The organism is Coleofasciculus sp. E1-EBD-02, from assembly GCF_040218245.1.
Lineage (GTDB): Bacteria > Cyanobacteriota > Cyanobacteriia > Cyanobacteriales > Coleofasciculaceae > Coleofasciculus.
Map to the genome: position 1 here is coordinate 19168 of NZ_JAVJQN010000255.1, position 12301 is coordinate 31468.

A 12301-nucleotide genomic window follows, 5' to 3' on the forward strand; every position below is an offset into this window, starting at 1 on the left:
AGATCTGACTACCAGCGACTAAACTAAAAAGTAATCACTTTCCTTGGTATTCCCATGACGCCTAGCCAGAGTTCAGACGCCACAACTGAAAAAACTGCCCAAATTGAACCCGAAGAGATTATTATTCCACCATGGGATTTATGGAGTGATGAACCGCCCTTGGAAAGCGATCGGCATCGAGATCAAATTGAACTACTTTTGGCTTGCCTGAAATGGTGGTGGCGAGAACGTACTGACTTTTATGTCACTGGGAACCTTACCATTTATTTTAGTCCTGACCACATCACCACCAGAGACTTTCGCGGACCTGACTTTTTCGTGGTGTTGGGCGTGGAAAATCGACCTCGAAAAAGTTGGGTTTTGTGGGCAGAACAAGGAAAATATCCCAATGTGATCATTGAACTGCTTTCGGATAGCACAGCGAAGGTGGATCGAGGGGATAAGAAAACACTGTATCAGGATACCTTTCGCACACCCGAATATTTTTGGTTTCACCCTGACACCTTAGAGTTTCAAGGATTCTGCTTAGTTCGAGGTGAATATCAGCCACTGGAATCAAATCAGCAAGGCTGGTTATGGAGTCAACAGTTACAGTTATTTTTAGGAGTGCATCAATCAACCCTGCGATTTTTCAGTTCAGAGGGACAGTTAGTCTTATCACCAGCAGAGAGGGCAGAATTAGCACAACAGCAAGCTGAAATGGCACAACAACAGGTTGAGGTAGAACGACAACAACGAGAACTGGCACAACAACAGGTTGAGGTAGAACGACAACAACGAGAACTGGCGCAACAAAGGGTTGAGGAACTACTTGCCAAACTCAAGGAGTTAGGGATTGAGTCTGATACAGAAAATTAAGTACTTGGACATAAATCCTGTACCCTGTACTAAAAAATGTTAAGAACCCTCAAACCCTTACTGTTACCTATTACCTATTGTCTATTGCCTTGCGCGTAGTGCTATACCTTCTGACAATCTTCAATTAAAAAGGGGTCATCGCGACCCCCCACCTTTGCCGTAGAAGCTATTTTTTAAAGCAATCCAGTATTTGTACCTTGTTTGCCAGTCGCTAGCTTCACCTTGATAATTTTGCCGCCCATTTTCATGATCCGCTGTTGCTCCCTAAACCAGTTGTCGTAGGGAACTAACTTGGTGAAATAGGTGTTTTGCAACTCCCGTTGAGTTCTGGTTCTAGTTTGGCTAGGGACGCAAGCCGTCACCTGAAACATTCGCATGATTGAAGTTCTCCTAATTAAAATTCAGAAACTTTATATTGCAATCAGGTTTGGGACTCAACTGTCAATACTAGATTGTCAAAACTCATCTGCTTAACTAAAAAGTCAGACTTGCCTTTAACAAGCTAGCACTCACAATTGATTTCCCAAACCTTGAAAAAATTACCGACTACAGGTTCACAAGGGAACGTTCCAGAATTCTCTAGCTCAAACCCGAGCAAATGTAGTCGAAGTAAACACCCATTTCCTTACCAGCATCAGCACCCACCAGACTGGCGGTAACTTCTTTCATGGCTTGGATGGCTTGTACGGTTGCACTAATGGGAACACCTAGAGAGTTATAGGTTTCCTTGAGTCCATTGAGTACACGCTCATCCAGGATGGAGGTGTCACCCGCCAACATGGCATAGGTGGAGTAGCGCAAATAGTAGTCCAAATCGCGGATACAAGCAGCGTAGCGGCGAGTGGTGTACATGTTGCCACCCGGACGAGTGATATCCGAGTAGAGCAAAGACTTGGCAACAGCTTCTTTAACGATAGTTGCTGCGTTAGCACTGATTGTGGTTGCCGCACGCACCCGCAATTCACCCGTGGCGAAATAGCCCTTGAGCTTGTCCATCGCAGAGGCGTCCAGGTATTTTCCTTGAACGTCGGAAGAGTTAATAACAGAGGTAATTGCGTCTTGCATCGATTCTATTTTCCTTATTTCACCTAGTCTCTCGAATCCTTAAGACAGACGTGCAACGTCCAGGTGTGGAAGCGTTATGCTACGTCTTTCTCAGTCGGATAGGGTCTACTGCATTGCTCCGATTACATAGTCGAAGTAGGAGCCAGCTTCAGCCGCATCTTCCCCAGTCATCATACCGGTAGCAGCGTTTTTCATGGCACGAACGCCTTCGACAACAGCGTCAACGGGAGTCCCTAAAGACTTGTACATTTCGCGCACGCCGACTAAGCCAATTTCTTCAATTGGGGTAACATCGCCAGCGACAACACCATAGGTGATTAGGCGCAGATAGTAGTCCAAGTCACGCAGACAAGTTGCTGTCATTTCTTCACCGTAGGCATTACCACCGGGAGAAACAACATCAGGACGCTTCTGGAATAACTGGTCTCCAGCTTGCTTAACGATGCGCTCACGAGAGTCTGTCAACGTTTGAGCAACCCGTAGGCGACGATCACCAGAGGTCACAAACGACTTGATCCGGTCTAATTCACCAGGGCTTAGGTAACGAGCCTCGGCATCGGCATTCACGATTGATTTCGTGACTATACTCATTTACAGGATTCCTCCTCCAAGAATGTAACCAGGTGTGTGTACTTAAACTGGCTTATTGTAACTGTTGAAACGCTGAAACGCTTCCCAATGGGCTAGGCTCTCCAGCTTAATGGCTGACTCTGCCTGATCTTGAAACGACTTAATCGACTCAAGATTGGTGAGAGTAGCTAGCGATACATTAGGTCAGTGAGACAGCTCTCTTCCGCAAATATTTTGCGATAGATTGTTCACATTTTTCCTATGTTCGCAACATTTTGTAACATTTGTCCTCAGATTTAGGGGTGGGGGAACGCTGATTATAGAGACGTAGCAGGCTACGTCTCTACACCCTATCTTCCTCAAAGACGTGCCGTAACACGCCTAGAACATTACCCTAATCCCTAATCAGAGATAGCTTTGATACTGCCCAAGTAATTGCCTGCTGGCAATGAGGGAACGCGAGGATAAGGAACCACATAGTCCCCGAAGAAACGAGCATACTCTGAACTATCCACGATCGCAACCACAGCCGCATTCAGTCCTTGTTCAGCCATGAGTTTGGTGTAGTCCTGAATCTCCGTTTGAGTCGCAGGAGTGCGTCCTAACAGATGACGGAACAAGAACTCGATGACTTTAGCACTGGGATAGGGCGAGTAGAAGCGCTGGCGATAGCTTTCACTACATGCCAACCCCTTAACAAAATCGCGCACCGAGATGTCACCTTGGCTCAGTTGACGCTCTAAGTCAGGCTGTCGATAGGATGGGGGAATTTCACCCGTCCAGATATCCATGACCTGAGCATAAATTGCCTCGATAACCTGAGCCGTTTCGTCCGGATTTCCGGGGTTTAGGCGGAAAATCCGTGCGGGTTTACGATTGGCAATTCCGATGGCGGGTTGAACCGCTGGATTATTGTCCTTGGGTACAGAACGACTGAGTTCGACAAAATCAGGCTTAGTCGCCGCCATATCCGCGATCGCTTTCCCCGTCAAAGGCAGTTTTGCCCCATCCACTCGCGAACTGACTGGCTCAAAGCTAGGAACCACCAGTTGATCATTCTGCTTGGTCAGCTTGTTATAGAGTTTCTCCGTATTGGGGAAGTTCGCCGCCGGTAAAGTGGGGAAGCGACGATAGGGAACCGTATCTTCACCAAAGACTTGAACATACTCCATGCTGTTAACCATGGCGCTGATAAAGCCTCGGATACCCTGGGATGCCAGAATCTGGTTGTACTTCTGGATTTCCTTTTGATTTTCCGGTGCTCGACCCAAGAAATGCTTGGTTCCCAACTCAATCACCTTGGTGTTGGGATAAGGCGTGTAGAACTCTTTGATGTAGAGTTCAGAGCAACCTAACCCTTCAATAAACTCCTTGAGGTTAATCTCACCGTTCCCCAGCTTGCTTTCCAGGCTAGAGAACTGACCTTTAACCACATACGGTTCAACATCGCGCTCAAAGATCTGGCGATACGCGGCACGAATCAGAACCTTCACTGCTGGCTTATCGTTGAGATCCGTCAGCTTAAAGATCTTGGTCTGCTGGCGCTTAGTGTTAACGCCCTGATTAATTCGGAATTGAACATCCGGCTCAGTCCGCGTTTCTGGCACCTCTCCCATTTCCACATAGGCAGGAGTAGCTGGTACTTCTGGCTTAGTCCCCACATCCTCACGCAGCGCACCCGGTCGAGCCGATCGCAATTGTAGACCCCCCGGTGTCAGATAGCGCTCGTAGGGAACCGTATCTTCCCCAAAGGCTTCCTCGTATTCTTTGCTGTCAATCAGCATATCAACCAGGGCGTAGAACCCTTTCTTGGCACAAATATCAAAGTATTTGTTCGTTTCCCCGCGCCCGTAAGTGGGACGTCCCAATAGACGACGGTGGATATATTCCACAGCCTTCATCACATACAGGGATGTCCAGTACATCTTGCGGAAGACATCGGACTTCGCCAAGATGCGGATAAACTCCCGGATGGTAATTTCGCCATTTTCCAGCTTAATCTCCGCCACTTTCTGGCGTTGACCATCATACACATCCCGCCCAAAGACTTGGCGATAGCAGGCACTAATCACCTTTTGGGTCGAGCTTTCGGCAAATGTGACACTAGCCGCCTTAGTGCTAGGAATCTGGTCTAAGCGGAAGACTTTCGCTCCCAGAGACCCCGGAAACTCACCCCTTGCCTGAGGATTACTGTTTTGGTTATTAATCCCCGGTCCGCGATGAATCAGGATGCGCTTAGTATCCTTACCAAAACCAGCGGGTCGGGCGCTGGGATTGCGCGTTTCTTTGGGGAAAATTGCTCCAAACTGAATCTCTAAGGGGTCATTCCCCGAACCGTAGGGATGTTGATCCGGTAACGGCTGCTCATACTGGGCAAAGGTGGTGATAAATTGCGGTATCTTGCGGAAGGGGGCGCTATAGTTGAGCAAATCTTGCTGCATTCCCCAGTTGCGGCATTCTTGAGCCTCCTGTCCCAATCCTCGTAGGTAAGGAACGGTTTCTTCGCCAAAGTAATCGGAGTATTCCTGAGAATATACCAAAGCATCCACCAGCGCGGGTAAACCGCCATCGGACACAATCGAGAAGTAGGTTTGAACTTCTTCGCGAGAGGACGGACCCCGACCCAGGAAATGACGGAATGCCAGTTCTAAAGCACGACTGTTTATAAAGGGTTCGTAAAATTGCTTACGGTATAGGGGCGATTTACCCAAGCGACGCACAAACTCCTTCATGGAGATGTCGCCGTTTTTCACCTGCGATTCCAGGTAGGAGATGGATTGGCTGTAGGCGCGGCTAATATCACGCTCAAAGATTTGCCGATACGCCGCCTTGACCACTTGGTTCTTTTCTGACGCTGATAGTCCCGGCTTCATCACGAACTTCGGACGCCGTTCTGCGGCATTGAAGTAGCTTTGAGGCAGTTGTAACCCTTGCTGATCCGGCGAAGGACGTTGGCGGACTTTATCGGCTGGATTCGGGGCTTTGAATTCGTTAATCAGAATCTCAAAGTACTCACCCACCAGTTGGGCGGCTTCAGCATCGCGCTTAAAGTACCCCAAAGAGGCTGCCCGCATTTCTTGCAGTGCCAGTAATGTGGCATCTCCAGAGCAGGCATTTTCGATAATTTCCCGTAATCCGCGCACGTTGACGGTAATAATATTCGGGTCACCGGCAACGATTGAGTAGGTGAGGTAGCGCAGCATCCAAGACAAGTCGCGCAGGGATTTCTGCATATTGCTTGGACCATAACGGGCGACGTTTATCGGTCGGAATCCCGATGGCGCTGGACCGCCACTGGAGGCGCTAAAGATGTTCCGGAATCCTTCAAAGAAACCCCCGCCACTTTCTACATACGTCGCGGTTCCTAGTGTCATCGTGCGTCTGACATCACCTGTACCCGCACCACTGGTTGCCATTGCCATTTCCGGTGCAGGTTCTTCCTGGGGCTTTTCTAAATACGCCATCGGAGAACCGCCGACAAAAATCCGGTTAGCGGCACGAGATACGATCAAATCTGAGTTTTGAGTAATCAGATTGGCAATATCTATGCGTCTTGTACCGGATTGGAAGTATTCGGACAGCTCAAGCAGCTCTCCTTTACCCAAGAACCGATCTTGCTGTTCAGCCTGGATAATGTTGCTAATCGGTACAGTTTGATACAGTTGCGGACGTGCAACTGAGCTTCCACCACTTGCCTTAACACTCATTGATTTTCAAACGCTCCCATCGACAATTGCTACTGACTGTGTTAAGCCTGACCAGGGGATTCATCTAGGTCACTGTCGTTTACATTCTTAGGCTCAGTACATTAAGATTTTCTCCCAGACCTACTTGTTGAGGGGATGGGATATTCCTGCGTTACCTTGCCCTAAATCAACCAGTGACCTCGCTAAACCTGGTCAGAATCTAGATTAAAACGTTTCTGATCTGCTTAACGGCTTTATTAAGAAGTGTATAGAATACATGCCAAAATTTTACAGTGTCATAACAGAGTCATCATAGTGGATTAATCTCACTCACTGAGAAAAAGCATAAGTTTTGTTACATTAGTTCGGGTTCCCTGTTCCCTGTTCCCTGTTCCCTGTTCCCTGAGACAACATGACAAATGACAATACCAGCATTGCTGTAGCCCAATTGTATGACGCTTACCCCTTTCCCCCAGAACCCTTGCTGGATGAACCGCCGCCTGGGTATAACTGGCGCTGGAATTGGTTAGCCGCCTATAATTTCTGCACGGGTCAAAAACCGTCAAGGCAGGATATTCGGATTTTAGATGCGGGTTGTGGTACAGGGGTAGGCACCGAATATTTGGTTCATCTGAATCCCCAAGCTTCGGTTGTGGGTATCGATTTGAGTGCTGGGGCGTTGCAGGTGGCGCAGGAACGCTGTCATCGTTCTGGGGCGAATCGGGTTGAGTTTCATCACTTGAGCCTCTATGATGCCCAACAACTGCAAGGAGAGTTTGATTTAATTAACTGTGTAGGCGTATTGCATCATTTGCCTGATCCGATTCGCGGTATTCAGGCATTAGCACCCAAGTTAGCACCAGGGGGCTTGATGCATATTTTTGTCTATGCTGAATTGGGGCGCTGGGAAGTGCGGCTGATGCAACAGGCGATCGCACTCTTGCAAGGGGAGCAGCGTGGGGATTACCAAGATGGTGTGCAAGTTGGACGCCAGGTTTTTGAATCCTTACCAGAAAATAACCGAATTGTCAAGCGAGAAAAAGAACGTTGGTCATTGGAAAATCAACGGGATGCGAATTTCGCGGATATGTATGTGCATCCCCAAGAGATTGACTACACGATTGACAGTTTATTTGAGTTAATTGATGCGTCGGGGTTAGAGTTTATCGGCTTTTCTAATCCTGGATATTGGCAATTGGATCGGCTATTAGGGAAAAATCCAGGATTAATGGAACGGGCGAGTGGGTTGAGCGATCGCGAACGGTATCGTTTAATTGAGTTGTTAGATCCAGACCTGTCCCATTATGAGTTTTTCTTGGGGCGTCCACCTTTACCGAAGGTAGATTGGTCACAGGATCAGGAGTTATTAGCGGCGATTCCTGAACGGAATCCCTGTATGGAAGGGTGGCCCAGTCAATGTTTATTTAACTATGATTATCAGATTATTAATTTATCAGATGCCGAGTTTGCTTTTCTGCAAGCCTGTGACGAAAATAGCAGTCAACAACGCACTGTGGCAGAGATTTTAAGGGATGTAGAGTTAGGATTAGATGGAGTGCGATCGCTCCAACAGCAACAGCTTATTATCTTAAGTCGGTGATTGTCATTTTGTCATTGGTCATTTGTCATTCATTGCTGTAGGGGCGGGTTTCACAATTATCCTTTATTCTCTCACCCAGATGCGACTAAACCCGCCCCTCAACCCAACCGTACACACACATTAGGTTCCGATTTCTGTAAGCGAAGGGTCAAGTCAGGGCGGGTTTAGTTAAGTTAGTGGTTTGATCCGATGCGTTATTGGTGAAACCCGCCCCTACACACTTATGTAAATTGTAAATGCGCGTTATTATTCAGCGAGTTAAATCCTCTCAAGTCACAATTAACGGTGAAGTCGTTGGTAAAATTGGTCAAGGGCTAAATTTGCTAGTGGGAATTGCCGATAGTGATACGGAAGCTGAATTAGATTGGATGGCGCGAAAATGCTTAGATTTGCGGTTATTTCCGGGAACCGATAGCAATAGCAATCGCTGGGAACAGTCGGTTCAGGAAATTGGCGGCGAATTGTTGGTGGTGAGTCAGTTTACCTTGTATGGGGATTGTCGCAAAGGGCGTCGCCCATCGTTTTCGCGATCGGCAAATCCTGAACAGGCAGAACAATTGTATCAGCAGTTTGTGGATAAGTTGCGTCAAAGTGGGTTACGAGTGGAAACGGGGGTATTTGGGGCGATGATGCACGTCTCGATTGAAAATGATGGACCCGTGACATTGCTGCTGGAGCGGTAAATTGACCAATTGCTTACCCCAATGAGGGTAGGCATTTTGTCCAGCAATCGCTCAAACTATTACAGGATAATACTTTCGATTGGATATAGCTATTTTGTATAGAGGGAACTTCCGATCAATAAAGGGAGGCGCCTGAGTAATGTTATTGTTGCGTATTACGTGATTCTCATTTATCACTTATCATTTGTCATAGATTCTGTAGGGGCGGGTTTCACTACTATTCTTTCTTCTCTCACCCAGATGCGACTAAACCCGCCCCTCAACCCAACCTTACACATTAGGTTCTGGTTTCTGTAAGCGAAGGGTCAAGTCGGGGCGGGTTTAGTTAAGTTAGTGGTTTGATCCGATGCGTTATTGGTGAAACCCGCCCCTACACATTCAAAATTCAACACTCAAAACTAATTGGTCTTCCGTATTTTCATGCCCGCTGCACTACGCATCCCTTGAGGAATATTGCCGCAACCACTGCGCCAACTCATCTTCAGAGAGTTCCCCCGCCGCCAGCGATCGCATCACCAGCACTACCTCTGACTCTGGTGCATCCAAATTCCAACTATTCACCTTCAGAAACACATACATCACCTGAAATGCCGTGCGCTTATTGCCATCAATAAACGGATGATTTCTAGCAATTCCATAGCCATAATCCGCAGCCAGTCGATAAATATCTGCCCCTTCATACCCATAGCGATTACGCGCACGGGCAAGGGCACTCGCCAGCAATCCCTCATCCCGTAACCCATACACCCCACCATGGGTTGCAACTTGATCATCATGAATCACCTGCACCATCGCAGCAGTAATCCAAATCGGTTCAGCCATCTGCTAACTCTCGCATGGCATTGCGGTACTGTGATGCCCCCTGCTTGTAAGCCGCCATCACTTGCTCGAATTCAGGATCATAAGCCATTAACTTAATGCCATCCTCCATCACCACCAGGGTTAGTGTATCCCCTTCCCTTAAATCAAATTTGTCCAAGATTTCCTGAGGAAACGTGGTGCCAATGGAGTTGCCCACTTTCCGTAGTTTTATTTCCATGATTTAATTTTTTGCTGACGTTATTACTATAGTAATCACGCTAATTACCAGACAAACCAGCCAAAAATGAATGGAGTCTAGCCCGTAGGGTGCGTTAGGCGCTGGCTGAGATTAACGTAACAAAGAATTTGCGATTTGGCGCCGTAACGCACCATTCTCGGTTATAGGGTGGGTGGCGCTGTTATATGGTGCGTTACGCTGTCGCTAACACACCCTACATATAGAACATATAACAAAGAATTTGCGATTTGGCGCCGTAACGCACCGTTCTCGGTTATAGGGTGGGTTGTGCTGTTATATGGTGCGTTACGCTGTCGCTAACACACCCTACATATAGAACATATAGAGCCTTTGCGTAAGTTCTCAGGTATGCCACGCCAGTAGGTTTTGACGTTTCACGGGAGCTAGGGCGGTAGAATAGCAGGATACCCACAACTGGATAAAATTCCATGTATCGCTTACGATCTCTTCCCTGGCGATCGCTCTTAGAAGTCTCAGGGATTACTACTGCGATCGCGATCGCCCTTGAAATTATCATCGGCTTAGGCGTCACCCAATCCGCCGCGATCCGTGAGATGATCCGGTTCCTCTATACTCCTCCCTTAGGGATGATCATCATCTTAATGGCGGCGGCGGGGTTTGGAGTTCTCGGTGTTTATATTCTGGAACGGTTTTATCCCCACGTTTTGATTAACAGTAGCAGCTTGTGGGCATTAGTTCCCTGTTTAGCCCTAACCTTGTGGTTAAAATCACTGTTGCCTTTACCCTTTGTTTTGGTAAGTTTAAGTTATGCCAACGTGGTTGCCGTTCTCGTTGGCGTATTTTGGAAAGGGCGTCCCTATTGGCGCTAGCAAGCTGAGTTCAAGATTAGCCGTAAATCAACAATAGACTATTTTTATTTCAACAGAGGGTTGAAACTTTTGCCTATTGCCTCTCCCCACCACAAGACTTATTCAGCAGCCACTAATTATCAAAACCTGCGGCTTTTTACCGCCAATTCCTTTTGCGGATCTTCTACTAAGATAACCGGGATAGAACTTATTTCTAGAACGGCTTGCGATACGGAACCGACTCGCACCTGTTGCCAACGTTGATGTCCCCGTTTCCCCATGACAATATCTGCCACTTGATACTCTTGCGCCACCCGAACAATTTCTTCTGGAATGGAACCCTTGATCGTGATAAATTCATAGCGAATATCACTGAGTAATCGTTGAGTGCGATCGCGCAGCTTTTCTACCTCCTCTATCTGATCATTATTGATCACATGTAATACAATTACTTCTCCATCTGTGCGCCGAGCAATACTAGCGACTTTCCGCAAAACCTCTGTCGCCAAAGGAGACGTATCCACCGCCGCTAACAGTACAGTATGAGTCACTACCGTTACTTTCGTCGGGTCAACCTCTCCCCGTTCCAATAATTTTGGCGCAAAGGTAGGAATCGCCCAAGCCCCAATCGGTGCTGTGGTCAAAATGGAAAGTGCTGCAATGGCTAAAATAATTTCTCCCCCTTCAATTCCCCTGGCTAAGGGAATCGCACCAATTGCCGCTTGAACCGTTGCTTTTGCCATATTTCCCGGCAGCAAAAACAGCCGTTCTCGCCCCGTCCAATTACTTCCTAATGTCGAGAGATACCAACCCACGGGACGACCGACAAACAAGCCAATAGCTAACACTAAAAGTCCTGGTAAAATTGTATTGCCTAATACTTGGAGTTGAACACTCGCGCCCAATAAAACAAATAAAACAATCTCCGCCACAACCCAAAGGCTATCAAATCCACCGCGTAGGCGTCGAGCCAACGGTGCATCCAATTCAATCAAAAAGAACCCCATTCCCATAGCGGCTAAGTAGCCAGAGTAGGGTAATACTTTTTCTACAATCACCAATAATAACGCAATTCCAGCGGCAATTAAAACATCTTGAACCGTATTTTGTGTCCAATTTTGTTCCGTTAGTAGCGAGACAATTAAACGAGCCGCCACGTAGCCAATCAAGATACCCAGTCCGATTTCAATAAATACTTGCAACGGTAGTAATTGCAACGCCGAAAGTGTAAATCCTCCCGGAAGAGTGATGGTTTCAATTCCGCCCTGACCTAAAAAACTTAACAGTAAACTGAATAAAAGTAATAATAGAACATCGGATAAAGCACTCCCCGTGAGAATCGCATCAGGAATTCCCTTCGTCACTCCCCAACCCAAACGTTTTAGCCGCAGCATTCCCGGAACAATTACCGCCGGAGATTCTGCGCCAATGATGCAACCTAAGAGTAATCCTGTGGGAACGTCAAACTGAAAAATCCAGATAGCGGCTAACGCGATCGCAACTGCTTCAAACCCCGCAGGCAAAAAGCCTAGCCGCAGCGCTACACTTCCCTGAGACAGCAGCTTTTCCCGATCCAGCCCTAGTCCCGCTTTCATCAAGATAACCATCACGGCAACCGTTCGCAAACTATCCGCCGCTTCCAGCACATCTGAACTGATCACATTGCCAATTTGGGGTCCGAGGACAATTCCCACCAAAATCATCCCGATTAACGGTGGCGCACCTAAACGACGGGCAATTTGACCCCCAAAAAAGCCCATTAATAAAATCCATAATGCGCTGGTTAACATGGAGGATTCTGGTTCTGAAGAAGGATAAGAGACAAATAAGTGACATCCTCCTACACCAAATCAAAGATTATGGTGTAGGCTTCCAACATCGCTGTTAGACATTGCTGCCCTGCGCCACTTATCTAGGCAAAATGCCCCCGACAGCCCGACTTGACAGCCAATTTCTTTCCCCCAGAGTCC

General features: G+C 47.5%; 11 protein-coding genes. 4 read left to right on the top strand and 7 right to left on the bottom strand.

Annotation, left to right across the window (positions count from 1 at the left end; genetic code table 11):
• The first annotated feature begins 54 nt into the window (after positions 1 to 54).
• Complete coding sequence (locus RIC07_RS37230; RefSeq protein ID WP_446398907.1) at positions 55 to 858, top strand: Uma2 family endonuclease; 804 nt, start codon at positions 55 to 57, stop codon at positions 856 to 858.
• 173 nt (positions 859 to 1031) lie between these two features.
• Here RIC07_RS37230 and RIC07_RS37235 read toward each other — a convergent pair whose 3' ends face one another.
• From RIC07_RS37235 to RIC07_RS37250, 4 genes are all read right to left on the bottom strand, one after another.
• Positions 1032 to 1235: a phycobilisome linker polypeptide gene (locus RIC07_RS37235; RefSeq protein WP_006101555.1), complete on the bottom strand. Its 204-nt coding sequence runs from the start codon at positions 1233 to 1235 to the stop codon at positions 1032 to 1034.
• 202 nt (positions 1236 to 1437) lie between these two features.
• Entirely contained in the window at positions 1438 to 1923 is a 486-nt protein-coding gene (gene apcB, locus RIC07_RS37240; RefSeq protein WP_446370407.1) for an allophycocyanin subunit beta, read from the bottom strand.
• A gap of 105 nt (positions 1924 to 2028) precedes the next feature.
• Positions 2029 to 2514, bottom strand: a complete 486-nt coding sequence (gene apcA / locus RIC07_RS37245) for an allophycocyanin subunit alpha (RefSeq protein ID WP_446370408.1) — start codon at positions 2512 to 2514, stop codon at positions 2029 to 2031.
• A gap of 380 nt (positions 2515 to 2894) precedes the next feature.
• Positions 2895 to 6200, bottom strand: a complete 3306-nt coding sequence (locus RIC07_RS37250) for a phycobilisome rod-core linker polypeptide (protein ID WP_446398908.1) — start codon at positions 6198 to 6200, stop codon at positions 2895 to 2897.
• A 391-nt stretch (positions 6201 to 6591) separates the two neighbouring features.
• Between RIC07_RS37250 and RIC07_RS37255 the strand changes: the two genes are divergently transcribed.
• Together RIC07_RS37255 and dtd are read left to right on the top strand one after the other, a co-directional pair.
• A complete protein-coding gene (locus tag RIC07_RS37255; protein ID WP_446398909.1) occupies positions 6592 to 7779 on the top strand; it encodes a class I SAM-dependent methyltransferase in 1188 nt (395 codons plus the stop codon).
• A 236-nt stretch (positions 7780 to 8015) separates the two neighbouring features.
• Complete coding sequence (gene dtd, locus RIC07_RS37260) at positions 8016 to 8462, top strand: D-aminoacyl-tRNA deacylase (RefSeq protein ID WP_446398910.1); 447 nt, start codon at positions 8016 to 8018, stop codon at positions 8460 to 8462.
• Between the two features lie 432 nt (positions 8463 to 8894).
• On the opposite strand, the gene RIC07_RS37265 is transcribed toward dtd, so the two are convergent.
• Positions 8895 to 9284, bottom strand: a complete 390-nt coding sequence (locus tag RIC07_RS37265; protein WP_446398911.1) for a type II toxin-antitoxin system death-on-curing family toxin — start codon at positions 9282 to 9284, stop codon at positions 8895 to 8897.
• Positions 9277 to 9501 carry an AbrB/MazE/SpoVT family DNA-binding domain-containing protein gene (locus tag RIC07_RS37270; protein ID WP_446379207.1) on the bottom strand — a complete coding sequence of 75 codons (225 nt, stop codon included), beginning with the start codon at positions 9499 to 9501 and terminating at the stop codon, positions 9277 to 9279. Before RIC07_RS37270 ends, RIC07_RS37265 begins: the two co-directional genes overlap by 8 nt.
• A 449-nt stretch (positions 9502 to 9950) precedes the next feature.
• On the opposite strand from RIC07_RS37270, the gene RIC07_RS37275 reads away from it, so the two are divergent.
• Positions 9951 to 10352: a peptide chain release factor 1 gene (locus RIC07_RS37275; protein ID WP_446379205.1), complete on the top strand. Its 402-nt coding sequence runs from the start codon at positions 9951 to 9953 to the stop codon at positions 10350 to 10352.
• Positions 10353 to 10471: 119 nt separating this feature from the next.
• Here RIC07_RS37275 and RIC07_RS37280 read toward each other — a convergent pair whose 3' ends face one another.
• Positions 10472 to 12121: a cation:proton antiporter gene (locus RIC07_RS37280; protein ID WP_446398912.1), complete on the bottom strand. Its 1650-nt coding sequence runs from the start codon at positions 12119 to 12121 to the stop codon at positions 10472 to 10474.
• Positions 12122 to 12301 lie beyond the last annotated feature (180 nt).